The following is a 24,243-nucleotide window of genomic DNA, read 5'->3' on the forward strand; positions in this document are numbered from 1 at the left end:
CCCGGGGGCCCCCAACCCACAATAATCTCGCCCGGCACCCGGGGGGGCCCCTTGCACCCCGCCGGGGGGGGCGCTCCCCCGGCCGGGCCCCCAGCGCCATACGGCGGGGTTCGGCGGGGGATCAGTCCGCCGGACGGCGGAGGAGTCCCTCGGGCCCGGGCACTACACTTCTGAAACTGCTGAACAGATCCGGAGGAACACGTGAGTTCACTCAAGGTTGAGATGGTCGCAGCCGACCGCAAGGTGTGGGAGGGCGAGGCGAAGTTCGTCCGCGGGCGCACCGCGAGCGGCGAGCTCGGCATCCTGCCAGGCCACACGCCGCTGCTCGGCGCCATCGTCGAGGGTGAGGTGACCATCGAGGCGATGGACGGCTCCCGCCACCAGGCGAAGGTCGACGGCGGGTTCCTCTCGGTCGACTCCGACGTCGTCACGATCGTCGCCGAGCACGTCGACGCGTCATCCCTCAACGCCGCCGGGCACTGAGGACCTGCCGTGCCGTCCGCGCTCGTCTCAACGGAGATCGTGGTCGGCACGCTCCTGCTCGTCGTCGCACTCGTCCTGCTCGTGACGTATGCGCGCCGGCGCTACATCTCGCGCGGCCTGCCGCTCACGGTCTGTGGTCTGCGCATGGAGGCCGGCAAGCGCTGGCGGCTCGGCCTCATCCGGTTCGGTGACAACGCCCTCGAGTGGTACGCACTCGGGGGCGTTTCCCTGCGCGCCCGCCACCGCTGGCCCCGCCAGTCGCTGCTGCTCGAGACGCCGGCCCCGCTCGCGTCGGGGGAGTCGATCCCCGTCATCCCCGGTGCCCAGCGGGTCCCGTGCACGTCGGGGCGGCAGCGCTTCGACCTGGCCCTGGCACACGACGACTACACGGCCGTGCGGTCGTGGCAGGAGGCGTCACCGCCGGGCTACAACGTCAACGTCGCCTGACGCACGGGGGCTCACGGGCCTGGGCGGCCCTGCGCCCCCGTATCCCCCCGAAACATCCGCGTGGCCGGGCCCGCCCTGCTCACTGGGTGTGGAGGATCAGCACGTGCTGGCGTCGGTGATCCTCCACGGCCGCTCCGGACGGGGTGGGCTGGCGGCTACTTCTCGGGCTTCTCGACCCGGCCGCCGCCCGGCTGCCAGAGGACGTCCCCGCCGATCTGCAGGTTCGCGACCCGGGCGAGGATGAACAGCAGGTCGGACAGGCGGTTGAGGTACTTCGCGGTCAGCACGTTGACGCCGCCCGTGCCGCGTCCGCTGCCCGGGGCGTCGCCGTGCTCGGCGATCGCACCCCATGCCGACCGCTCAGCGCGGCGGACGATCGTCGTGGCGAGGTGGAGGTAGGCCGAGCCCGCGGTGCCGCCCGGCAGGATGAAGGACCGCAGCTTCGGCAGGTCCTCGAGGTAGCGGTCGCAGTCGGCCTCGAGGTCGTCGATCCACGGCTGGTCGACCCGCAGCGGCGGGAAGTCGTAGGTCTCCTGGAGCGGGGTGGACAGGTCGGCGCCGACGTCGAAGAGCTCGTTCTGGACGCGCAGCAGGGTGGCCATCACCTCGTCGTCCAGCCCACCCGCGGCGATGGCGATCCCGATGGCGGCGTTGGCCTCGTTGCAGTCGGCGTAGGCGCCGAGGCGGGGGTCGGTCTTGCTCGTCCGCGAGAAGTCACCGAGCGCCGTGGTGCCGTCGTCGCCCGTACGGGTGTAGATCTTCGTCAGGTTGACCATGCACCCAACTGTCGCAGATAGGGTCTCTCGGGTGAGAGAGCGGTTCAGGATCTACGGTGGTGCGCGCCTCGCCGGCGAGGTGGCGGTCGTCGGCGCCAAGAACAGTGCCCTCAAGCTGATGGCTGCGGCACTGCTGGCGGAGGGGCGCACGACCCTGACGAACGTGCCCGCCATCGCGGACGTGACGATCATGGCCCAGCTCCTGCGCAGCCTCGGCGTCGACGTCGACTACGACCCGGACTCCGGCGTCGTGGTGCTCGACGTCCCGGAGACGGTGGGGCACCGCGCCGACTACCGCCTCGTGCGGGCCCTGCGCGCCTCCATCTCGGTCCTCGGCCCGCTCGTGGCCCGCACCGGCGAGGCCGACGTGGCGGTGCCCGGGGGTGACGCGATCGGCTCGCGCGGCCTCGACCTGCACGCGGCCGGGCTGGAGGCGCTCGGTGCCTCCGTCCACGTCTCGCACGGCTACCTCGTCGCCGCCGCACCGCACGGGCTCAGCGGCACCGAGATCCGGCTCGAGTTCCCGAGTGTCGGAGCCACCGAGAACATCCTCACCGCCGCGGTGCTGGCGAGGGGACGGACCGTCATCGACAACGCGGCCCGTGAGCCCGAGATCGAGGACCTCGCCGACCTGCTCGTCGGGATGGGCGCGCAGGTCACCGGCGCCGGCACCTCGTGCATCGTCGTCGACGGTGTCGAGGTGCTCAAGCCGACCACGCACGCCGTGGTGCCCGACCGCATCGCGGCGGGCACGTGGGCGTTCGCGGCGGCGACGACCCGAGGTGACATCGAGGTCCTGGGCGGGCGCGCGGATCACCTGCGGGCACCTCTGGCCGCCCTAGAGCGAGCCGGCTGCACCGTGGAGGTGACGGGGCGTGGGTTCCGGGTCGCCGCCGGCCCGGGGCGGCTCGCGGCGTTCGACGTCGCGACGCTGCCGTATCCCGGCTTCCCGACCGACCTGCAGCCGTTCGCCATCGCCTACAACGCCGTCGCGAGCGGCAGCGCGATGGTCACCGAGAACCTCTTCGAGGCCCGGTTCCGCACGGTCCAGGAGCTTGCCCGGCTCGGGGCCGACGCCCAGGTGGACGGGCACCACGTGATGGTCCACGGCGTGCCGATCCTCTCGGGCGCACCGGTCGAGTCGAGCGACATCCGCTCCGGCGCGGCCCTCGTCATCGCCGGCCTGGTGGCCGAGGGCGAGACGCTCGTCAGCGGCGTACACCACATCGACCGGGGCTACCCGCGCTTCGAGGAGGCCCTGCGCGGGCTCGGCGCCGACGTGTCCCGCGAGCCCGACGAGGACCTTTGGGAGGATTGAGAGGACAGCGTTCGATCGCCCCTGATCGAGCACTTCTCGCGACTTTGGCATTTCTTGACCCTTTCTTGACTCCCTGAGACAACGTTTCCGTGCGCTCGCGCGTCATCATGGTTGAGGCAGTACGAGAGGGGTCGCCGATGACGCTGAAACGCCACCGCTCGCATCCGGTCAGGGTGCTGGAAGCACCGGATGGTCACGACGTGATCATCGAGGGCCGCCTCGACGTCCATACGGTCCCCGACATCCGCGACGCCCTCCACGAGGTCATCGCACGCGGGCCGGGCGAGCTGCGACTCCATCTGGGTCAGGCAGAGATCGGCGACGCGACCGGGCTCGGCGTCATCGTCCATCTCCATCGTCGGGCGCGCCGCGAGCAGCGCCGGCTGTGGCTCGTCGGGTCCTCCGAGCGGACGACACGCCTGGTCCGTGGTTGCCGGCTCGACCGCATCCTCGTCCCGGCCCACGGCGAGCACACTGTGTCGACTCTCACCGCCTGACAACCTCCCCAGCCCCCCGAACCCGCGGGTACGTTCACAGGCATGCCTGAGCAGGACCCGAGCCACCAGCCGCCGCAGACGGCGCGCCCCACCCGCGACCGCCCGTGGGTCATGCGCACCTACGCCGGCCACTCGAGCGCGGCGGCCAGCAACGAGCTCTACCGCCGCAACCTCGCGAAGGGCCAGACGGGCCTGTCCGTCGCGTTCGACCTGCCGACCCAGACCGGCTACGACCCCGACCACGTCCTGGCCCGCGGCGAGGTCGGCAAGGTGGGGGTGCCGATCAGCCACATCGGCGACATGGAGGCGCTCTTCCGCGACATCCCGCTGGAGGGCATGAACACGTCCATGACGATCAACGCGACGGCGATGTGGCTGCTCGCGCTCTACCAGGTGGCGGCCGAGCGCCAGGCCGAGGCGGCGGGGGAGGACCCGGCCGCATGGGTCCACGCCCTCGCCGGCACGACGCAGAACGACATCATCAAGGAGTACCTCTCGCGCGGAACCTACGTCTTCCCGCCCGCGCCGTCCCTGCGCCTCATCACGGACATGGTCGCCTACACCGTGCGTGAGATCCCGAAGTGGAACCCGATCAACATCTGCAGCTACCACCTGCAGGAGGCCGGGGCCACGCCGGTCCAGGAGCTCGCGTACTCCCTCTCGACGGCCGTGGCCGTGCTCGACGCGGTCCGCGACTCGGGGCAGGTCCCCGAGGACGAGTTCGCCCAGGTCGTCGCGCGCATCTCGTTCTTCGTCAACGCCGGAGTGCGGTTCGTCGAGGAGAGGTGCAAGATGCGCGCCTTCGTCGAGCTCTGGGACGAGCTCACGCGAGTTCGCTACGGCGTGACCGACGCCAAGGCACGCCGGTTCCGCTACGGCGTGCAGGTCAACAGCCTTGGCCTGACGGAGGCCCAGCCGGAGAACAACGTGCAGCGGATCGTCCTCGAGATGCTCGCCGTCACCCTGTCCAAGGACGCTCGCGCCAGGGCCATCCAGCTGCCCGCGTGGAACGAGGCCCTCGGCCTGCCCCGCCCCTGGGACCAGCAGTGGTCGCTGCGCCTCCAGCAGGTGCTCGCCTTCGAGTCGGACCTGCTCGAGTACGACGACCTCTTCACCGGCTCGGTTGTTGTCGAGCGCAAGGTCGCCGAGCTCGTCGAGGGGGCACGGACCGAGATGGGCCGGATCGAGGCGATGGGAGGAGCCGTCGCCGCGGTCGAGTCCGGCTACATGAAGTCGGCCCTCGTCGCCTCGCACGCCGAGCGGCGCCGCCGGATCGAGTCCGGCGAGGAGGTCATCGTCGGGCTCAACAAGTTCGAGACGACCGAGCCGAACCCGCTCACCGCCGACCTCGACACCGCGATCCAGACCGTCGATGCGACCGTCGAACAGGCCGCCGCGGCCGCGGTGCGTGAGTGGCGCGAGCGCCGTGACGCCGACCCTGACAGGCGCGGCCGGGCGGAGCGGGCGCTCGACCGGCTCAAGGCCGACGCCGCCTCCGACACGAACCTCATGGCCGCCACCCTCGAGTGCGCGCGCGCCGAGGTGACGACCGGGGAGTGGGCGGCCGCGCTGCGCGAGCAGTTCGGCGAGTACCGCGCCCCGACCGGCGTCTCCGCCTCGGTCGGGGTCGGCTCGGCTGAGCCGGGCGGTGGTCTCGCCCGGGCCCGGGAAGCCGTCGCGCGCACGAACGAGGAGCTCGGCGAGAAGCTGCGCGTGCTCGTGGGCAAGCCCGGCCTCGACGGGCACAGCAACGGCGCCGAGCAGGTCGCCGTCCGGGCACGTGACGCCGGCTTCGAGGTGGTCTACCAGGGCATCCGCCTGACCCCCGAGCAGATCGTCGACGCTGCCGTCGCCGAAGACGTCCACCTCGTCGGCCTCTCGATCCTCTCCGGCTCGCACATGGAGCTCGTCCCCGACATCCTGAGCCGCCTCCGTAAAGCCGGCGCCGACGACATCCCCGTCGTCGTCGGCGGCATCATCCCGGAGTCGGACGCGGCGGCGCTCAAGCAGGCCGGGGTGGCAATGGTCTTCACTCCCAAGGACTTTGGCCTCAACGAGATCATGGCGGAGATGGTCGACGTCATCCGCACCTCACGCGGCCTGAGCCCGCTCGCGACGCTGCCCGCCTGACGGCGGGAGCGAAGCGGCATACAGTCGCGGTGTGAGCGACCTGCAGTGCGCGGCCCGGTTCGTCGTCCTCGACGAGGCGGGGCTGGGTGACGTCGAACGGCTCGTGGGGCGGCTCGCGGGCGAGCGGATCGCCGCCGTGTATGCCGCTCACCCCCTGGTGCAGGACGCCGCGGTCACGCGGCTGGCGGAGCGGCTCGGCATGCGGGCGGCCGCGGTCGACGGCGATCTCGGCGTCGGCGGGGACGGCTACGAGGACCTCGCCGACCGGCACCGGGGCGAGACGGCGGTCGTCGTCCGGGAGGGCGACTCGACCGAACCGGTGCTGCTCCTCGTCGACGCCGACGGCTTCGCGACCCAGCCGTTTCGCTGACCGGGGCGGCGGCGAGGCGTCTAGAACAGGCGGGACTCGGCGTCGTCGATGCCCTTCAGCGCGTCGTAGTCGAGCACGACGCACCGGATGCCGCGGTCCTCGGCGAGGGTCCGCGCCTGCGGCTTGATGACCTGGGCGGCGAAGACGCCGGTGACGGGCGCGAGATGCGGGTCGCGGTTCATCAGCTCGAGGTAGCGCGTCAGCTGCTCGACGCCGTCGATCTCGCCGCGCCGCTTGATCTCGACGGCGACGCTGCCGCCGGTGTGGTCCTTCGCGAGGATGTCGACCGGCCCGATCGCGGTCATGTACTCCCGGCGGACGAGCGACCAGCCGTGGCCGAGCGTGTGGATGTGCTCGGCGAGCAGCTCCTGCAGGTGCGCCTCGACGCCGTCCTTGACCAGGCCCGGGTCGACGCCGAGCTCGTGGGCGGTGTCGTGCAGGATCTCGTGGATGCTGACGGTGAGGCTGTCACCGCTCTTCGCGTGAGCGACCTTCCACACCGCGACGGCGCCCTCCTCGGCCTGGGCCTCGTCCGGCTCGACCTCCACCATCGAGCACGGCGGCGCCATCCAGTTGAGCGGCTTGTAGGACCCGCCGTCGCTGTGGACGAGCACGGAGCCGTCGGCCTTGACGAGCAGGAGCCGGGTCGCGAGGGGCAGGTGGGCGGTGAGCCGGCCGCTGTAGTCGACGCTGCACCGGGCGATGACGAGACGCACGCGGACACCCTAACGGCACGGGTTGTGGTCCGGCCCACCCAGCGTGGGGAGGCTCACCCCGGCTAGGCCTGTGAGCGGCACACGGGCTCTGCCAGACTCCCAAACATGGCACGGGACTTCAGCACGGTCGGCGTCATCGGGCTCGGCACCATGGGTGCGGGCATTGTCGAGGTCTTCGCCCGCAACGGGATCGACGTCGTCGGCGTGGAGGTCGACGAGCCGGCCCTGGAGCTCGGCCGGCAGCACCTGCGCACCTCGACCGACCGCGCCGTCGGCCGGGGCAAGCTCAGCGCGGACGACGCCGAGGCCCTGCACGGGCGGGTCCGCCTCACGACCGACCTCGGCGACCTCGCCGACTGCCAGCTCGTCGTCGAGGCCGTGCCGGAGCAGCTCGAGCTGAAGAGGGAGGTCTTCGCCAAGCTCGACGGCATCGTGGCCGACGACGCCATCCTCGCGACGAACACCTCGTCCCTGTCCGTCACCGAGATCGCCGTCGCCACCCAGAACCCGAAGCGGGTCGTGGGGATGCACTTCTTCAACCCGGCGCCGGTCCTGCAGTTCGTCGAGGTCATCAAGACGGTCATCACGAGCGACGAGGTCTTCGAGGAGGTCAAGGCGCTCGCGGAGCGGCTCGGCAAGAAGCCGGTCGTCGTCGGCGACAAGGCCGGCTTCATCGCGAATGCGCTCCTCTTCGGCTACCTCAACCACGCCGTCTCGATGTTCGAGGGGAGATACGCCACCCGCGAGGACATCGACGACGCGATGCGGCTCGGCTGCGGCTACCCGATGGGCCCGCTAGCGCTCATGGACCTCATCGGGCTCGACACGGCATACGAGATCCTCGACACGATGTACAAGCAGGGGCGCGACCGGCTCCACGCGCCCAGCCCGATCCTCAAGCAGATGGTGAGCGCCGGGCTCAAGGGCCGCAAGACGGGCCGGGGCTTCTACACCTACTCCGGTCCCGGCCAGTCGCAGGTCGTCGAGGACGTGCTGACCCCGCGCCCCACGGCCGAGGGGGCGCTCGTGCTCCGGGCGGTCCGCAAGGTCGGCGTCGTCGGGTCGGGGACCATGGCGACCGGGATCGTGGAGGTCTTCGCGAAGGCTGGCTACGACGTCGTCTATGTCGCCCGGTCCGCGGCCAAGGTCGAGGCGGTGCGCGCGGCGATCGGCAAGAGCCTCGAGAAGGCGGTCCAGCGCGGCAAGGTGACCGAGGAGGACCGGGACGCGGCGCTGGCGCGGCTCAGCGGCACGACCCGGCTCGACGACCTCGCAGACGTCGACATCGTCGTCGAGGCCGTCGTCGAGGACCTCAAGGTCAAGCAGGCGCTGTTCGAGAACCTCGACGAGATCTGCAGGCCGGGGGCCATCCTCGCGACGACGACCAGCTCGCTGCCCGTCATCGAGTGCGCTGCGGTGACGAAGCGGCCCCAGGACGTGGTCGGCATGCACTTCTTCAACCCGGCACAGGTGATGAAGCTCGTCGAGGTGGTCCGCACGGTCTCGACCGAGGACGACGTCGTCGCAACCGTGCAGGACCTGTGCTCACGCGTCGGCAAGCACGCGGTGACATGCGGCGACCGGGCCGGCTTCATCGTCAACGCCCTCCTCTTCCCCTACCTCAACGACGCGGTGAAGATGCTCGAGGCGAACTACGCGTCCGCCGACGACATCGACACGGCGATGAAGACGGGATGCGGCCTGCCGATGGGGCCGTTCGAGCTGCTCGACGTCGTCGGGCTCGACGTCTCCCTGGCGATCGAGCGCGAGCTCTACCTCGAGTTCCGCGAGCGCGGATGGGCCCCGGCCCCGCTGCTCGAGCACCTCGTCACGGCGGGCTACCTGGGCCGCAAGACGGGCCGCGGGTTCCGCACCTACGCCTGACGCCCGGGTTCTCTCGCCCGAACGCACCCAGTAGTCGACAACGCACCGGGTTCGGACCGCGGGGTGTTGACGACTACCCGGTGTGTTGCCGTATGGCGCTGAGCTGCGCGGCCGCTCTGCAGTGCCCGCCGCACGGGGCTGGGACAATGGCGGTATGCCGTCCCGCCGCCGTCCCTCGAAGCACGCGCGGTCGCACGTACCCCTCGACGTCACGCGGCTGCAGGGCGGTGCGACCAGGGAGGAGCCGTATCGCGGCCGGACCTGGACGGTGCGTTCGGTCAGCGGTGCCGCGTCGACCCGCGCCTACCTCTGTCCCGGGTGCCAGCAGGACGTGGTGCCGGGGACACCGCACGTCGTCGTGTGGCCGGCCGACGGCGTCGGCGGGCTCGGGGACCGGCGGCACTGGCACACCGGGTGCTGGCAGCGCCGGGATGCGCGGCCCTCGGGTGCTTCCTACCGCTGACACCGCGCAGCCGACACGAAGTGACCGGTCGAGCGAGGGAAAGTGACCGGTCGAGTCAGGGATAGTGACCGGTCGACGGGGGTGTGACGTCGAGTGAGCGCTCCGTCACGGGCGTCACAGAGCCGGCCCAGTGGCATACCGTCAGGGCGGGGGCGCGGTCACTGTTGTCGTTGGCGGGGGACGAGGACCTCGTCGTAGATGAGCAGCAGGCCGGCGGCCGTCGGGATGGCGAGCAGTGCGCCGAGGATGCCGGCGAGGGTGCCCCCGGCGAGCGCCGCGACGACGGTGACCGCGCCCGGCACGGCGACCGTGCGCTGCATGACGCGCGGCATGACGGCGTAGTTCTCGATCTGCTGGTAGACGACGAAGTAGATGATCGCGATGAGCGCCTTCTTCGGCTCGTCGAAGAACGCGACGATGGCGACGACGCTCGCGCCGAGGGTGGCGCCGACCATCGGGATCAGCCCGAGGAAGCCGACGGCGACGGCGAGCACGGCCGCGAACTTCAGGCCGAGCAGCGTCATCATGATCCACGAGCAGAAGGCATTGATGGCGGCGACCGCGACCTGGCCGATGGCGTAGGACCCGACCCGGCGCATGATCTCCTCCGCAAGGGAGATGATCCGCGGGCGGCGGCTGGCCGGCACGACGGCGTACGCCGCCTGCTTGAGGCTCGGCAGCGACGCGAGGAAGTAGAGCGTCAGGACGAGGACGGTCAGCACCGAGAAGACGCCACCGAGCAGGACCTTGCCGGTCTCGAGGACTCCGCCGAAGATCCCGGCCCAGAGGTTGCCGTCGGCGACGCGGTTGTTGATCTCCTCCTGGATCCGGGCGATGACCTGGTAGCGGTGGTCGAGGTCCTGGACCCACTGGTTCTGCAGCAGCCCGTCGAGCATCTTCGGGGCGTTGTTGGCGAGCTCGGTGCTCTGCGTCGCGACGGGCGGGATGACGACCCACCCGAGCAGGGCGAAGGCGACGACCAGGCCGAGGAAGACGACGCCGACGGCGAGGCCCCGCCGGAGGTGGGCCCGGGTCAGGGCCTCCACGATCGGGTTGAGGGCGAGGGAGAGGAACAGCGCGATGAGCAGCAGCGTGATGGTGGTGTCGAGCTTGCCGATGGCCTGCACGAAGGCGTATGCGACGAGCACGCCCAGCGCCCCGACGAAGCCGATGTAGAAGGGCGACTGCCGGTTGAACGGCGTGCCCACCGGGCCGAACGACGAGCCGCTCCTGCGTGGCTCCTCCGGTGGCGGATCCGGCGGCCCCTGCGGCGGGTCTTCGGTCAACGTGCTCGTGATGAGGCCGTGCGCGAGCTGCTCGTCGTGGGCGACCAGCTCCTCCGCGTCGCCGAGGTAGGGCGCGTCGGAGCGTGGCGCGCTCCCGCTGCCGTAGCGGCCCTCCCGGATCTGGGCCAGCTTCTGCCGCTGGGCACGGCGGTAGTCAGTCCAGCGTCGCCACATGGTCACCTCCGGGCACTGAGCCTAGTGGCGCGGCGCCCGCGGGCGAGGAGGACTCACGGGCGAGTCACTGGTTGCGGAACCGGTTGATCTCCGTCTCGAACGCGGCGCGCTTGTCGGGGTTGGTCACACCGAGACCAGGCTCGGGGGAGAGGGTGAGGACGCCGACCTTGCCCTGGTGGACGTTCTGGTGGACATCGAGCGCGGCCTGCCCGACCTCCTCGAGCGTGTAGGTCTTCGACAGGGTCGGGTGGATGAGGCCCCGGTTGATCAGCTCGTTGGCCTCCCACGCCTCGCGGTAGTTCGCGAAGTGCGAGCTGACGATGCGCTTGAGGTTCATCCAGAGGTAGCGGTTGTCGTACTCGTGCATGTAGCCCGACGTCGACGCGCACGTGACGATCGTGCCGCCCTTGCGAGCGACATACACACTCGCGCCGAACGTCTCCCGGCCCGGGTGCTCGAAGACGATGTCGACGTCATACCCGCCGGTCAGCTCACGGATCCGCTTGCCGAGGCGCTGCCACTCCTTGGGGTCCTGGGTGCTCTCGTCCTTCCAGAACCGGTAGCCCTCGGCGTTGCGGTCGATGATGAGCTCGGCTCCCATGGCCCGACAGATCTCGGCCTTCTCGGGCGAGGAGACGACACACACGGGGGTCGCGCCGCCGGCGAGCGCCATCTGGGTCGCGTAGGAGCCCAGCCCCCCGGACGCGCCCCAGATGAGGACGCGGTCGCCGAGCTTCATGGCGGCACCGTGCTTGGAGATGAGCTGCCGGTAGGCCGTCGAGTTGACGAGGCCGGGCGAGGCGGCCTCCTCCCAGGTCAGGTGCGCGGGCTTGGGCATCAGCTGGTTGGCCTTGACGACCGCGACCTCGGCGAGGCCGCCGAAGTTCGTCTCGAAGCCCCAGATCCGCTGCTGCGGGTCCATCATCGTGTCGTCGTGCCCGTCGGCGTCCTCGAGCTCGACCGAGAGGCAGTGGGCGACGACCTCGGTGCCGGGCTTCCACTTCGTCACACCCGGGCCGACGCGCAGGATGACCCCGGCGAGGTCGGACCCCACGACGTGGTAGGGCAGGTCGTGGCGCTTCGCGAACTCGGAGGTGCGGCCGTAGCGCTCGAGGAACCCGAACGTCGGCACCGGCTCGAAGATCGAGGTCCAGACCGTGTTGTAGTTGATCGCGCTCGCCATGACGGCGACGAGGGCCTCGCCGGGTGCGAGCTCGGGGACCGGCACGTCGTCGATGTGGAGGGACTTGCGCGGGTCCTTGTCCCGGCTCTCGATCCCCTCGAACATGTCGACCTCGTCCTTGTGGACGGTGGCTCCCCGGTAGGTCTTCGGGATCTCGAGGTTGGCGTAGGTCTCCTCGGACCGGTCTCCCGAGAGGATGGCGTCGCGAATGGCCTGCATGTCGAATCCTTTCGCAGGATTGTGGTCACTGGCGGTGCGTTGCTCGACCGTAGCCACGGCCTGCTACCGACCGGTCACCTTTGAGACTCCCACCACACGGTGACGTGAGTCACGGGGCCGGGGCACATCAAAACGACGCGGTATGCCGCTCGACTGTGTCCCCTGGACCCCTTGCCTCCCGCCGCGTTGCCGTCCCGACGAGGCCCGCGACGGGCTAGTGGGCGGCGGCCCCGTCCTCGTCGGCCGGCTCGACGAGCTCGACCAGGACGCCACCGGCGTCCTTGGGGTGCACGAAGTTGATCCGGCTGTTGCTCGTGCCCCGGCGCGGCTCGTCGTAGAGCAGGCGCAGGCCGCGGGCGCGCAGGGTCGCCGAGACCGCGTCGAGGTCGGTCACGCGGTAGGCCATCTGCTGGATCCCGGGGCCGCTCCTGTCCAGGAACTTCGCGATCGTCGACTCGGGAGTGAGGGGGGCGAGCAGCTGGATGCACGAGCCGGAGTCACCGACGCCCATCATCGCCTCGCGGACGCCCTGCTCCTCGTTGCGCTCCTCGTGCAGCTTGGTCATGCCGTACTTCTCCTCGTAGAACGCGATCGCGTCGTCGAGGTCCGGCACGGCGATGCCGACGTGGTCGATGTGCGTGAAGAGTGGTCCCGACAGCTCAGTCATGACTCGACCCTAGGACCGGGCCAGCGGACGGGGGAGGGCGACGCCGTGTGCGGTTCGTCATGGTCGACCTGGGCGCCCCACGGCCGCGGTTAGAGTTGGACGGACATCCCCGAAGACGTTGGAGAGGGCCTCGCCATGAGCAGTTCTGACCGTCCTGTGTCCGTCATCGTCGCTGGAGCCCGCACCCCGATGGGGCGCCTGCTGGGCTCGCTCAAGGACTTCTCGGGCTCGGACCTCGGCGGCTTCGCGATCAAGGGGGCTCTCGACAAGGCGGGGGTCGGGCCGGACCAGGTCGACTACGTCATCATGGGCCAGGTCCTCCAGGCCGGCGCCGGCCAGATCCCGGCCCGCCAGGCAGCAGCGGCGGCCGGCATCTCGATGAACGTCCCGGCGCTCACCATCAACAAGGTCTGCCTCTCCGGCCTCAACGCGATCGCCCTGGCCGACCAGCTCATCCGGGCCGGTGAGGTCGAGGTCGTCGTCGCGGGCGGCCAGGAGTCGATGACGAACGCGCCGCACCTGCTCGAGAAGAGCCGCTCGGGGTTCAAGTACGGCGACGTCACGATGCGCGACCACATGGCCTACGACGGCCTGTGGGACGCCTTCACCGACCAGGCGATGGGCGCTCTGACGGAGTCCGCGAACACGGGCGACCAGGCTTTCAGCCGGGAGGAGCAGGACGAGTTCGCGGCCCGCAGCCACCAGCTCGCCGCGAAGGCGTGGAAGGACGGTCTCTTCGAGGACGAGGTCGTCCCGGTCTCGATCCCGCAGCGCAAGGGCGAGCCGATCGAGTTCAAGAGCGACGAGGGCATCCGTGCCGAGACCACGGCCGCCTCGCTCGCCGGCCTCAGGCCGGCCTTCGCCAAGGACGGCACGATCACGGCGGGCTCCGCCTCCCAGATCTCCGACGGCGCCTGCGCTGTGGTCGTCATGAGCAAGGCGAAGGCCGAGGAGCTCGGCCTCACCTGGCTGGCCGAGATCGGCGCCCAGGGCATGGTGGCCGGCCCCGACTCGAGCCTGCAGCAGCAGCCGGCGCGGGCCATCGCCGTCGCGTGCGACAGGGAGGGCATCCGGCCGACCGACCTCGACGTCGTCGAGATCAACGAGGCCTTCGCCGCCGTCGGGCTCGCCTCGGCCAAGGAGCTCGGGCTCGACCTCGACAAGGTCAACGTCAACGGTGGGGCCATCGCCCTCGGCCACCCGATCGGCATGTCCGGCGCCCGCCTCGCCCTGCACCTCGCGCTCGAGCTGAAGCGGCGTGGTGGCGGCGTGGGCGCGGCGGCCCTCTGTGGCGGCGGCGGCCAGGGTGACGCGCTCATCCTCCGCGTGCCGGCTGCCGACAAGAGCTGACCTGGCTCCCCGCGCCGTCGACGTCCCCGCCCTGGTCGACTCGGCCAGGGCGGGTACGCCGCGTGCCATCGCCCGGCTGATCTCCCTCGTCGAGGACGACCACCCCGCCCTCCGGGAGGTCATGGCGGCCCTCGTGGCGCACGCCGGTCGCGCCTGGGTCATCGGCCTGACGGGCGCCCCCGGCGTCGGCAAGTCGACCTCGACTGCGATGCTCATCCGGGCCTTCCGCGAGCGCGGTCAGCGGGTCGGCGTCCTCGCCGTCGACCCGTCGTCCCCCTTCTCCGGCGGGGCGCTGCTCGGCGACCGGATCCGAATGCAGGACCACTCCCACGACGCCGGCGTCTACATCCGCTCGCTCGCATCCCGCGGCCACCTCGGCGGGCTCTCGGCAGCGACGCCCCAGGCGATCCGCGTGCTCGACGCGGCGGGGTTCGACGTGGTCCTCGTCGAGACCGTCGGGGTCGGCCAGAGCGAGGTCGAGATCGCCGGGCTCGCAGACACCTCCGTCGTGCTGCTCGCGCCCGGCATGGGCGACGGCATCCAGGCCGCCAAGGCGGGGATCCTCGAGGTGGGCGACGTCTTCGTCGTCAACAAGGCCGACCACGACGGGGCGGAGGCGACGGTCCACGACCTGCGCCACATGATCTCTCTCGCCGACCGCACGACGCCGGGCACGTGGCGTCCGCCGGTCGTCAGGACCGTTGCCCTGCAAGGGACTGGAGGCGAGCAGGTCCTCGAGGCCCTCGACAAGCACCGGGCGCATCTCGACGAGACGGGTGAGCTGCGGCGCCGGCGCGAGCGGCGCGCGGCGGAGGAGATCGAGCAGCTCGCCTTGGAGCGCCTGCGCTCGCGCTTCGACATGGTCGAGGGGCGTGGCGGACTCGGGGCGCTCGCGGCCCGCCTCGTCGCCGGTGACATCGACCCGTATGCCGCCGTCGACGTCCTGCTCGAGGGCGCGGACTGCGAATGATCGGGCAGCGGATGATCGGGCAGCCGAAAACCCGTTGAGGCCGGGAGGCGCGAGTGTCACCGTCGTGGGATGGACATCTGCCTCTTGGATCGTACGGACGACGCGCTCGTCGAGCAGTGCTGGGGCGTGTGGCAGCGGAGCACGGCGGCCTCCCGCGTGGCGCCGCACCGGGAGACGCTCGAGGAGTTCGCGAAGCACCTGCGCTTCACCTTCCCCGGTGAGCACGACCTCGTGCCGGCCGCGCTCGAGTCCGGCCAGGTCCTCGGCCTGGCCCGGGTCTTCTTCCCCGAGCGGGACAACCGGACCCTCTGCTGGGCCGAGCTGCAGGTCGACCCCGCCCACCGCGGTCGCGGAGTCGGGACTGCCCTGCTCGACTGGATCGAGCAGGCCGCTCGGCGGGACGGCCGCTCGACGGTCCTCGCCGAGCTGTTCGCGCGGCCCGAGGAGCGGGAGACGCACCGGGACCGACGGTTTGCCGAGCGGCACGGCTTCACGCTTGCCAACGTCGAGATCTCGCGGCAGCTCGACCTGCCGGTGCCGCCGGAGCGGCTCGAGGCCCTCGAGCAGTCGGCCCGGGCCGACCACGGGGACCGCTACGACATCCAAGTTCACCTCAACGGGGTGCCCGAGGAGCTGCGCCAGTCGCTCTGCGACTGCTCGAACCGCCTCGGGCTCGACGCACCGACCGGTGACGTCGACTTCGAGCCGGAGTCGATGACGCCGGCCGACTACGCCGAGTTCCTCGACCACGAGAGGAGCACCGGCGCCAACCGGCTGACCGCGCTGGCCGTCGAGCGGGGGACGGGCGTCGTCGCGGCCTACTCCGACATCGCGTTGCCGGGCGGGGACCCCGAGGTCGGCCACCAGTGGGGCACCCTCGTGCTCCCCGAGCACCGAGGGCACCGGCTCGGTCTGGCCGTCAAGGTCGCCAACATCCGGGAGCTGCAGCGAATCGACCCGCAGCGCAAGCGCATCGACACCTGCAACGCCGAGACGAACCCGTGGATGGTCGGGATCAACGTCGCCCTCGGGTTCGAGGTGGTCGAGGAGCTGCTCAGCCTGAAGAAGGACCTCTGACCCACAGCGCCGTCGACAGTGCAGCTCTCCCGATCGAGAGGGCAGAAGTCCCCGTCGACACTGCAGGTCTCCGCATCGACAGTGCAGACCGAGTCGCCTGCCTCGTAGGGTTGGCAGCATGCTGATCGCCTTCTCCGTCGCCCCGTCCGTCGCCGCCGATGACACCGGCTCGGTCAGTGACGCGGTGGCCACGGCCATCGCGGTCGTCCGCGAGTCGGGGCTGCCGAACCGCACCGACGCGATGTTCACGACGATCGAGGGCGAGTGGGACGAGTGCATGGCGGTTGTCAAGCGCTGCTGCGACGTGCTTGCGGAGTCCTCCCCGCGCGTCTCGCTGGTCCTCAAGGCCGACATCCGCCCCGGCCACAGCGGTGAGCTCGACGGCAAGGTGGAGCGGCTCGAGGCGGCCCTCGGGCGGCACCGTAGTGAGTGAGCCGGACTGGCACATCGCGCAGCTCACGGTCGAGGATGCCGACGAGCTCGGCGAGGTCCATGTCCGGGTCTGGCAGGAGACCTACGTCGGGATGATGCCCGCCGACTTCCTCGCGCGCCTCGACCCCCGCTCGCGTGCGGAGATGTGGCGCACCATCGCGGCGTCCCCCCGCCCGGATGGGCAGACGCTCGTCGCGCGGGGCCCGGACGGCAGGATCGTCGGGTTCATCAGCGTGGGGCCGAGCCGGGACGAGGACGCACCGACCCGCGACGAGCTCTACGTCATCAACCTGCTCGCGCAGGCCCAGGGCACCGGCCTCGGCCAGCAGCTGCTCGACCGCGGTCTCGGCGACCGCGACGCGACCCTCTGGGTGGCGGAGGACAACGGACGCGCCCGGCGGTTCTATGTGCGCAACGGCTTCGCCCCGGAGGGCGCCCGCAAGCACCACCCCGGCTCCGACGCTCCAGAGATCCGGATGATCCGGCGCCGCTGAGAGCCGGCGTCACGACTTCGCAACGATGCGGCGCGTGCGTTCCCCGAGGGCCAGCTGCTGCTCTTGACTGTCGCAGTCGGTCCGCCCGCCCGGGGGACCGGGAGAAGAGAGGAGCGGTGCCCGTGTGGGCGGCGATCGCGCACCGCAGGACCCAGGCGGTCGTCCTCGTCCTCCTCTCGTCGCTCGTGGCCGCCAGCGCGGTCTTCGGTCCGCTCTACGCGCGCTACCTCGAGCACGGGCTGCTCCGCGACGCGCTCGCCCACGCGAGTGTCACCGAGACGGGCATCACCGTCGAACAGGTCCTGACCCGCAGCGCTGTCGTGGACCTGGACGCGATGGCGAAGGCCCTGCCACCGGCCGTCGCGCCCTACTACGCAGCCCCGACCGAGGTCATGTCGGGACGTGCCGTCGTCGTCTCCTCTGCCAAGCAGGGTGCCGAGTCGATCACGACGACGGTCCTGGCCCCGGCTGAGCCGTGCCGGGGCATCGCCCTCGTCAGCGGGACCTGCCCGGCCTCCGCCGACGAAGTGCTGGTCTCCGCTCCGGAAGCGGCCTATCAGGGCTGGTCGGTGGGGGACCGGATCTCGATGGCCCCCGTCACGGCGACGGGACTCGACGAACGCCCGGCGGGGATGCGCATCGTCGGCACCTACACGCAACGCCTCGACGACAGCTACTGGTTCGGCCAGCGACTCACCGGCCGCACCGGCAAGCGGGTCATCAAGGGCCTCGGCTCCGATCCCCTGATGGACTCGCCCATCACGCTTCCGGCCTTCTTCGGCGCGCAGCCCGAACGCCTCTCGGTGACGCACACGTACGCGCTGCGTCCGGACCGTCTCGGGGTCGCCGAGCTGCCGGGCGTCGTCGATGCGCTCGAGTCGGCCAAGGCGCGGCCCACCGGAGCCCAGGTCTACAGCGCCCTCGACGAGATCGGCGCCGCCGTCGTGACGGGCCAGCGGCAGGCCGCTCTCCTCGTGCCGCTCCTGCTCGGCCAGCTGGCGCTGCTGGCGGTCGTCGTCCTCGGCCTCGCGGCGGCCGCCGCCGTCGAGCAGCGCCGCCCCGAGATCGCGATCGCCCGCCTTCGTGGCCGTGGGCGGCGTGGGGCCACGGCACTCCTCCTGCGCGAGCTCGGCACCCTCGTCGCCCTGGGCGTCCCGATCGGCTTCGGCGCCGCCCTGCTCGCGGGCGAGGTCGCCCGCCGCCTCTGGCTGCCGGCGGGGGTGCCGTTCGACGTCCCGCTGGAGGCCCTGATCGGCGCGGTCGCTGCGTTGGTCGCCGGCCTGGGCGCCCTGGTGGTCGCGACGCGGCCGCGAGTGCGCGAGCCGTTGCCGTCGCTGCTCCGGCGCGTACCTCCCCGGCCCGGTCGCGTGGCCGTCGGCCTCGTCGATGCCATCGTCCTGACGACCGCGGCCGCCGGTGTCGTGACCATCGTCACCGGCAACGCGTCCGGTCCGCTGGCCATGGCCACGCCCGCTCTGCTCTCCCTCGCGGTCGGGCTCCTGCTCGCGATGCTCGTCGTGCCCCTGTCCGGGGCCATCGGGCGCTCGGCCCTGCGACGCGGGAGGGCCACGACCGGCCTGGCGGCGCTCAACATCGCTCGGCGCCCGGCGGTGCGCCGGGTCGTGGCCATCGTCACGATCGCGTCGGCCCTCGTCGTGTTCGCCACGGACGCGTACCTCATCGGCGACCGCAACCGGCAGTCCCGGGCAGCGGTCGAGGCCGGGGCGGAGTCGGTGCTCCGGACGGACTCCAAGGACCCGCACGTAGTGCGCGCCGTGCTCCAGGAGCTCGACCCGAAGGGCACCCTCGCCACGCCGGTGGCCCACCTGCAGCGGGTCAGTTCCGAGGCGATCCGCACCATGGCCGTCGTGCCCGACCAGATCTCGCGCATCGCGCTTCCCCTCCCGGGCGAGCGGATCGACTGGTCCGCGATCCGGGCGGAGCCGCCACCTCCGCTGCGGGTCGAGGGGCGGCGGGTGACGGTCCGGCTCGACGAGGTGCGGATCACCGCGGTGCAGCCGGTGGGCACCGAGCCGGCGTTGTCGTCGTCCCCGACGATCCCGCTCCGACTCGAGCTGCAGCAACCCGACGGTCGGACCGCCAGCCAGCCGATAGGCGGCCTGCCGATCTCCGGGTCGTCCTCAGTGACACTCAGCTCGAACGTGTTCTGCGGAACCGCCTGCCGGCTCGCGGGCATCACGGTCGACCGTGACATGCCGGAGACGAGGGCCATCGCCGGCAGCTTCCGCGTCCGGTCCATCTCCCTCGACGGAGGTGCCCCGATCGACCTGGCCCGAGCCGTATGGGCAGGTTCCGGCAGTCCCGTGCCGACAGCAAAGGTGATGCCCGGCGACCCCGGGTTCATCAAGGCGAGCGCCGATCCGTCCTCGAGCGCCGCCGTCCGGGTCGACTTCGCGTCGACGGGGGGCGTGCTGACCGCGGCGACGTCCGACCCGAGACTGCCCGCGATCGTCGTGCCGCACGAGAACGGCCAGCGCGCCGAGTCGCCGGTCACCTCGGTGGCTGGCTTCGTCGGCACGGACGTGCCGGTCGCCGAGGTCGCCCGCACGAGGGTCGCGCCCGGGGGCGCCGCGAACGTCGCCCTCGTCGACTACGACGCGCTGGCCGCCACTGCAGTCGGGATGTACGCCCCCGGCTCGATCGAGGTCTGGGTCTCCGACCCTGCCGCGGCGGCCCGCGTTTCGGCGGCCCTGCAGGCTGCCGGGATCTCGGTCACCTCGACCGTGGAGCGCGACGAGACGTTGCGCCGCTTCGACAGCTCCGCGTCCGCCTGGGCCCTGCGTCTCGCGCTCGTGGTGGGCGGCATGGCCATGCTGCTCGGCGTCATCGTCCTCGTGCTCCTCGCGGCGACCTCGTGGCGGCTGCGATCCCGAGACCTCGCGGCCCTGCGTCTCGCCGGAGTGCCGCCCTCGCGGCTGCGGGCGAGCGTTGTCGGAGAGCAGGTGGTCGTCGTGCTCGTCGCCGGACTGCTCGGGGCCGCGTGCGGGGCGATCGGGTCGCGGCTCGCGATCGGGCTCGTCCCGCTGTTCACCACCCCGTCCGAGACCCTCCGGCCGGACCTGCGTCCGGCGCTCTGGGCCGACTCGGCCGTCACTGTGCTGTCGCTCGTCCTGCTCGCCGGCGTCGCCACGCTCATCGGTCGCTGGCTCGCTCGCCGGTCCACCATCGACAGGGTCAGGGAGGCCGCATGACCGGGATCGAGGTCAGCACGCACGGCCTCGTCGTCATCTACCGCTCCGAGGGGCACGACGTCGCGGCGCTCTCCGGGGTCGACCTGCATGTCGGCGCCGGCGAGGTGGTCGGCCTCCTCGGACCCAGCGGCGCGGGGAAGTCGACCCTCCTGTCCGTTCTCGGTGGCCTCGTCGAGCCCAGTGCCGGCCGGGTCCACATCGGACGTCACGAGGTGCGCCGGATGACGGCTGCGGACTTCGACGACTTCCGGGCGGCCGATGTGGGCCTCGTCCTCCAGGGCGCGAGCCGAAACCTGCTGCCCTACCTCAGCCCCCGCCGCAACGTCGCCTTCGCCCAGCGGGCCGCCCGCGGCCGGGGCCACACGGTGCCCGACGTCGAGGAGGTCCTGGCCCTGCTCGGGATCGCGCACCTCGCCGACGAGCCCCTCCCGAGCCTCACCCCCGGCGAGCTGCAGCTGACCGCGATCGCCGTCGCGATCGCGTGCTTCCCGGGCCTGCTCCTCGGCGACGAGCCGACGAGCCAGCTCGACCACGCCGCCCGCGACCGAGTCATCGCGGCGCTGCGGGAGGTGAACCGGCGAACCGGCATGACGATCATCGTCGTCACCCACGACCCCGCCGTGGCGGCCGAGCTCCCGCGCACTGTGACGATCCGCGACGGTCGGGTCGGGGCGGAGGGGCGCGAGGGGGAGGAGTTCGCCGTGGTCTCGGCGGACGGCTCGCTGCCCCTGCCGCCGCCTGCGCTCGCCGCTCTGCCGCCCGGCACCCTCGTGCGCGTGCACGAGGACGGCGGCCGGTGGCTTCTGCTGCCCGAGATCGCCGACGCGGACGGCACAGTCACGACGAGGGACGGTATGCCGCTCACCTCGCACCTGCTCACCGGCTCCCTCCCCGGGACGCAGGAGGACCGATGAACGGGCACATGACCGCTCCCGCAGGCCGGGAGGAGGAATCGGTGCAGAGCATCGTCGTGCGGGGCCTCACCGTGCGGTTCGGCGACGTCCTTGCGCTCGACGGGGTCAGCTGTGCCGCGGCCCCGGGTCGGATCCTCGCCGTGACCGGTCCCTCCGGGGCGGGCAAGTCGACCCTGCTCTGGGCGATGGCCGGCGTGCTCGACGGTGTGGCGTCGGGGCGGGAAGCTGCCCCGCGACGGGAACGAGCCACTCGACGGGTGGGGGCCCCGGTACAGGGGAGTGTCACCGTCTCCGTCGCGGATGACGTGGCGCCCGTGCTGATCCCGCAGGGGAACGGACTCGCCTCCGTCCTCACCGCCGAGGAGAACTGCCTCGTCCCCCTCATCGCGCGCGGCGTGCCGGCGCGCGAGGCCCGCGCCCGAGTGGCACGGGCGCTCGCCGACGTGGGTCTGGAGGAGTCAGCGGGGCACCTCATCGAGGAGCTGTCCGGCGGCCAGCAGCAGCGCGTCGCCGTCGCGCGGGCGCTCGCCACCGACCCGGTCGTCCTGCTGGCCGACGAGCCGACCTCTGAGCTCGACCACACGAACCGGGAACGCGTCCTCGCGCTGCTGCGCGCAGTCGCCGATCGTGGCGGGACGGTCGTCATGGCGACTCACGACCCGGAGGCCGCCCTCGCGGCCGACGGCGAGCTCCACCTCGAAGCGGGCCGTGTCGCGGCCCCCGAGGCGCCGGCCCCCGGGCGCCCCGGCACCTGAAACCCGGTGGCCCGGATTTGGCTCACAGCCGGGCGCCCTGCGTATGGTTGATGGCGGCCGACACCCCCACGGCGCGCCACCCAGTCCTGATCGAGAGGCCATGCCCGATGTACCGACCCGTGTCGCGTCGCCGTGCGCTCACCGCGACGCTTGCGGGCGTCCTGTCCCTCGCGTCGCTCGTCGCGTGCACCGGCAACGGTGCCGACGAGACGACCGCGTCGACGGGGACGCCCGCCGTCGCGCCCACGGAGGCGGCCTCGGTCGCGACCTCCCTCGTCACTGCCGCGAGCCAGTCCCAGTCGGACGCGACGGCTGCCGGCGATGCGGCTCGCGCCAAGGTCTACTCGGGTCCGGCGCTCCAGGCCGCGGACGCGCGGGCCAAGGTGCTCTCCGCGGGCACGGCGGCCCAGCAGACCGCGGCCGCGCTCGGCACGGACGCCACGGTCATCGGGATCTCCCCGAAGGCGGACCAGCCGGAAGAGATCGTCGCCCGCACGAGCCTGAAGCAGTCGAACGCCCCCGTCCTCGTCCTCCTGAGCGGGGACCGGAACGGCAAGAACTTCAAGATCACCGCCCTCGCACCGCTCGTCCAGGACGCCAAGATCGAGGCGCTCGACCCGCCGTCGGAGGGCTCCGGACTCATCGGCACCGGCACGGGCCTCGCCGCCACGCCGACCGACGTCGTCGCTGCGTGGGCGGCCTCGGTCGCGTTCCCGGACCCGAAGACCAACCAGCTCATTGCCGACGACCCCTGGTCCAGCCAGCTCCGCAAGGACGCGGCGACGCAGTCGAAGGCGCTCGGCGCGCAGGGGGTGTTCGCCCAGAGCCACGAGGCTGGCGACATCCTCGGCGGCCTTCGTCTCAAGGGGGGTACCGGCGCGCTCGTCTTCGCCCACCTCAAGCGCACCGATTCCATCGCCCTGCACAAGCCCACGAACCTCACGCCCAGCAAGGAAGTCACGGCGCTCTCCGGCATCAAGGCCATCACGACCGAGGCACAGCTCACCTCGAGCGAGTTCATCGCCTTCGTCATCCCGGCCACCGGTCAGGCGCGTGTCGTCGCGGCGCGGGACCAGCTGATCGCCGCAGAGGCGCACTGAGGAAGGATGGAGGCATGACCCAACAGCCCTTCACAGCAGCGGCACTCCGCGGTGCCGTCGACCTGTCCGGCCTGAACCGGCCCGCAGCGGGTGCCGGCCCCGAGAACGGCACCGCCGCCGCCTCCGGCGACCAGCTCGTCATCGAGGTCACGGACGCGTCGGTGCGCGACGTCATCACGGCCAGCACCAAGCACCCGATCGTGCTGGTGCTGTGGTCGACCCGTCTCGCCGAGACGGCCGACTTCGTCGAGACGCTCCGCGTCGTGGCCCAGCGCTACGGTGGCCGGTTCCAGCTCGCCACGGCCGACGTCGACAGCAACCCCGCGATCCTGCAGGCCTTCCAGGTGCGCGCCGTCCCGGTGACGTTCGCGCTGGTCCAGGGGCAGCCGGTGCCGCTCTTCGAGGGAGTCCAGCCCGAGGACCAGGTCACTGCGGTCGTCGACCAGGTGCTCGCCCTGGCCGCGCAGCACGGCGTGACGGGCACCGTCAGCGCCGACGCCACCATGCCGGTCGCGGCCGAGCAGCCGGAGGAGCCGCCGCTGCCGCCCCTGCACCAGAAGGCTTTCGACGCGATCGAGGCCGGTGACCTCGACGAAGCGCTCGCCGCCTACCGGGAGGCGCTCGCGCAGAACCCTGCCGATGCCGACGCCAAGGTCGGCCTCGCCCAGGTCGAGCTGCTCCGCCGCACCCAGGGTGTCGACCTGGCGGAGGCCCGCGCCGCGGCCGCTGCCAACCCCAACGACGTCGACGCCCAGATCCTCGTCGCCGACCTCGACCTGCTCGGTGGCCACGTCGAGGACGCCTTCCTGCGGCTTATCGAGACGGTCCGCAGGACGAGTGACGCCGACCGCAACGCCGCACGCGAGCACCTCGTCGAGCTCTTCGAGGTGGTCGGCGCCCAGGACGAGCGCGTCGCGAAGGCACGCAAGTCGCTGATGAGCGCCCTGTTCTGATCCTCTCGGCTCAGGAGGAGAGGGCCTGGTCGACGACGGTCTTGGCCTCGGCCTGGACCTGTGCGAGGTGGTCCGGGCCGCGGAACGACTCGGCGTAGATCTTGTAGACGTCCTCGGTCCCCGACGGGCGCGCCGCGAACCAGGCGCTGTCCGTCACGACCTTGAGGCCGCCGATCTTCGCGCCGTTGCCCGGCGCCTCGATCAGCTTCTCCCGGATCGGCTCTCCGGCAAGGGAGTCGGCGCTCACGTCGCTCGCCGAGAGTGCGCCGAGCTTCGCCTTCTGCTCCCGGTCGGCCGGAGCGTCGATCCGGGCGTAGGCCGGTTCTCCGTGCAGGGCCGTGAGGCGGGCGTAGTGCTCGCTCGGGGTGCGGCC

23 protein-coding genes and 1 pseudogene are annotated in these 24,243 nt (G+C 71.7%); 18 read left to right on the forward strand and 6 right to left on the reverse strand.

Going from position 1 to position 24,243, the window contains the following annotated elements; translation table 11 throughout:
- Nucleotides 1-201: 201 nt before the first annotated feature.
- The gene (locus ACTHJJ_RS00265; protein ID WP_440300934.1) at nt 202-483 is read left to right on the forward strand and encodes a F0F1 ATP synthase subunit epsilon; all 282 of its coding nucleotides are present in this window, start codon (nt 202-204) and stop codon (nt 481-483) included.
- 9 nt (nt 484-492) lie between these two features.
- Nucleotides 493-930 (forward strand): DUF2550 family protein, encoded by a 438-nt coding sequence (locus ACTHJJ_RS00270; RefSeq protein WP_440300935.1) that lies wholly within the window; start codon nt 493-495, stop codon nt 928-930.
- A gap of 155 nt (nt 931-1,085) precedes the next feature.
- On the opposite strand, the gene ACTHJJ_RS00275 is transcribed toward ACTHJJ_RS00270, so the two are convergent.
- Complete coding sequence (locus tag ACTHJJ_RS00275) at nt 1,086-1,706, reverse strand: cob(I)yrinic acid a,c-diamide adenosyltransferase (protein WP_440300936.1); 621 nt, start codon at nt 1,704-1,706, stop codon at nt 1,086-1,088.
- 31 nt (nt 1,707-1,737) lie between these two features.
- Here ACTHJJ_RS00275 and murA point away from each other — a divergent pair, with 31 nt between their 5' ends.
- The 4 genes from murA to ACTHJJ_RS00295 all read left to right on the forward strand — a co-directional run bounded on the left by murA (nt 1,738) and on the right by ACTHJJ_RS00295 (nt 6,021).
- Nucleotides 1,738-3,024: a UDP-N-acetylglucosamine 1-carboxyvinyltransferase gene (gene murA, locus ACTHJJ_RS00280; RefSeq protein ID WP_440300937.1), complete on the forward strand. Its 1,287-nt coding sequence runs from the start codon at nt 1,738-1,740 to the stop codon at nt 3,022-3,024.
- A 137-nt stretch (nt 3,025-3,161) separates the two neighbouring features.
- Nucleotides 3,162-3,521, forward strand: a complete 360-nt coding sequence (locus ACTHJJ_RS00285) for an STAS domain-containing protein (protein ID WP_440300938.1) — start codon at nt 3,162-3,164, stop codon at nt 3,519-3,521.
- Between the two features lie 111 nt (nt 3,522-3,632).
- Complete coding sequence (locus ACTHJJ_RS00290) at nt 3,633-5,651, forward strand: protein meaA (RefSeq protein WP_440300955.1); 2,019 nt, start codon at nt 3,633-3,635, stop codon at nt 5,649-5,651.
- 31 nt (nt 5,652-5,682) lie between these two features.
- Nucleotides 5,683-6,021, forward strand: a complete 339-nt coding sequence (locus ACTHJJ_RS00295; protein ID WP_440300939.1) for a hypothetical protein — start codon at nt 5,683-5,685, stop codon at nt 6,019-6,021.
- A 20-nt stretch (nt 6,022-6,041) separates the two neighbouring features.
- On the opposite strand, the gene nucS is transcribed toward ACTHJJ_RS00295, so the two are convergent.
- Nucleotides 6,042-6,737, reverse strand: coding sequence for an endonuclease NucS (gene nucS / locus ACTHJJ_RS00300; RefSeq protein WP_440300940.1), 696 nt, complete (start codon nt 6,735-6,737; stop codon nt 6,042-6,044).
- Nucleotides 6,738-6,842: 105 nt separating this feature from the next.
- Here nucS and ACTHJJ_RS00305 point away from each other — a divergent pair, with 105 nt between their 5' ends.
- Nucleotides 6,843-8,621, forward strand: a complete 1,779-nt coding sequence (locus tag ACTHJJ_RS00305; RefSeq protein ID WP_440300941.1) for a 3-hydroxyacyl-CoA dehydrogenase family protein — start codon at nt 6,843-6,845, stop codon at nt 8,619-8,621.
- Between the two features lie 154 nt (nt 8,622-8,775).
- Nucleotides 8,776-9,084 carry a hypothetical protein gene (locus ACTHJJ_RS00310; RefSeq protein WP_440300942.1) on the forward strand — a complete coding sequence of 103 codons (309 nt, stop codon included), beginning with the start codon at nt 8,776-8,778 and terminating at the stop codon, nt 9,082-9,084.
- 158 nt (nt 9,085-9,242) lie between these two features.
- On the opposite strand, the gene ACTHJJ_RS00315 is transcribed toward ACTHJJ_RS00310, so the two are convergent.
- From ACTHJJ_RS00315 to mce, 3 genes are all read right to left on the reverse strand, one after another.
- Nucleotides 9,243-10,544, reverse strand: a complete 1,302-nt coding sequence (locus tag ACTHJJ_RS00315; protein ID WP_440300943.1) for an AI-2E family transporter — start codon at nt 10,542-10,544, stop codon at nt 9,243-9,245.
- A gap of 64 nt (nt 10,545-10,608) precedes the next feature.
- Nucleotides 10,609-11,946: a crotonyl-CoA carboxylase/reductase gene (ccrA, locus tag ACTHJJ_RS00320; RefSeq protein ID WP_440300944.1), complete on the reverse strand. Its 1,338-nt coding sequence runs from the start codon at nt 11,944-11,946 to the stop codon at nt 10,609-10,611.
- 214 nt (nt 11,947-12,160) lie between these two features.
- Nucleotides 12,161-12,613, reverse strand: coding sequence for a methylmalonyl-CoA epimerase (gene mce, locus ACTHJJ_RS00325; RefSeq protein WP_440300945.1), 453 nt, complete (start codon nt 12,611-12,613; stop codon nt 12,161-12,163).
- A 135-nt stretch (nt 12,614-12,748) separates the two neighbouring features.
- Between mce and ACTHJJ_RS00330 the strand changes: the two genes are divergently transcribed.
- The 10 genes from ACTHJJ_RS00330 (at nt 12,749) to ACTHJJ_RS00375 (ending at nt 23,870) form a co-directional block, all read left to right on the forward strand.
- Nucleotides 12,749-13,963: an acetyl-CoA C-acetyltransferase gene (locus ACTHJJ_RS00330; protein ID WP_440300946.1), complete on the forward strand. Its 1,215-nt coding sequence runs from the start codon at nt 12,749-12,751 to the stop codon at nt 13,961-13,963.
- A 1-nt stretch (nt 13,964) separates the two neighbouring features.
- Nucleotides 13,965-14,933: a methylmalonyl Co-A mutase-associated GTPase MeaB gene (gene meaB, locus ACTHJJ_RS00335; RefSeq protein WP_440300956.1), complete on the forward strand. Its 969-nt coding sequence runs from the start codon at nt 13,965-13,967 to the stop codon at nt 14,931-14,933.
- Between the two features lie 69 nt (nt 14,934-15,002).
- Nucleotides 15,003-16,010: an N-acetyltransferase family protein gene (locus ACTHJJ_RS00340; protein ID WP_440300947.1), complete on the forward strand. Its 1,008-nt coding sequence runs from the start codon at nt 15,003-15,005 to the stop codon at nt 16,008-16,010.
- Between the two features lie 118 nt (nt 16,011-16,128).
- Nucleotides 16,129-16,443, forward strand: coding sequence for a thiamine-binding protein (locus ACTHJJ_RS00345; protein WP_440300948.1), 315 nt, complete (start codon nt 16,129-16,131; stop codon nt 16,441-16,443).
- Nucleotides 16,436-16,936: an N-acetyltransferase family protein gene (locus tag ACTHJJ_RS00350; RefSeq protein WP_440300949.1), complete on the forward strand. Its 501-nt coding sequence runs from the start codon at nt 16,436-16,438 to the stop codon at nt 16,934-16,936. Before ACTHJJ_RS00345 ends, ACTHJJ_RS00350 begins: the two co-directional genes overlap by 8 nt.
- Nucleotides 16,937-17,058: 122 nt before the next feature.
- Nucleotides 17,059-20,148, forward strand: coding sequence for an FtsX-like permease family protein (locus ACTHJJ_RS00355; protein WP_440300950.1), 3,090 nt, complete (start codon nt 17,059-17,061; stop codon nt 20,146-20,148).
- Entirely contained in the window at nt 20,145-21,062 is a 918-nt protein-coding gene (locus ACTHJJ_RS00360; protein WP_440300951.1) for an ABC transporter ATP-binding protein, read from the forward strand. The genes ACTHJJ_RS00355 and ACTHJJ_RS00360 overlap by 4 nt, the downstream gene beginning before the upstream one ends.
- 8 nt (nt 21,063-21,070) lie before the next feature.
- A complete protein-coding gene (locus ACTHJJ_RS00365) occupies nt 21,071-21,817 on the forward strand; it encodes an ABC transporter ATP-binding protein (protein ID WP_440300952.1) in 747 nt (248 codons plus the stop codon).
- A 119-nt stretch (nt 21,818-21,936) separates the two neighbouring features.
- Nucleotides 21,937-22,917, forward strand: a complete 981-nt coding sequence (locus ACTHJJ_RS00370; RefSeq protein ID WP_440300953.1) for a hypothetical protein — start codon at nt 21,937-21,939, stop codon at nt 22,915-22,917.
- Nucleotides 22,918-22,931: 14 nt separating this feature from the next.
- Nucleotides 22,932-23,870, forward strand: a complete 939-nt coding sequence (locus ACTHJJ_RS00375; RefSeq protein ID WP_440300954.1) for a tetratricopeptide repeat protein — start codon at nt 22,932-22,934, stop codon at nt 23,868-23,870.
- Nucleotides 23,871-23,880: 10 nt separating this feature from the next.
- On the opposite strand, the pseudogene ACTHJJ_RS00380 reads toward ACTHJJ_RS00375, so the two are convergent.
- Nucleotides 23,881-24,243, reverse strand: a pseudogene (locus tag ACTHJJ_RS00380) (phosphoglucomutase, alpha-D-glucose phosphate-specific); the annotation flags it as partial.

The sequence above is a fragment of the Intrasporangium sp. genome (assembly GCF_051961875.1).
Classification (GTDB): domain Bacteria; phylum Actinomycetota; class Actinomycetes; order Actinomycetales; family Dermatophilaceae; genus Intrasporangium_A.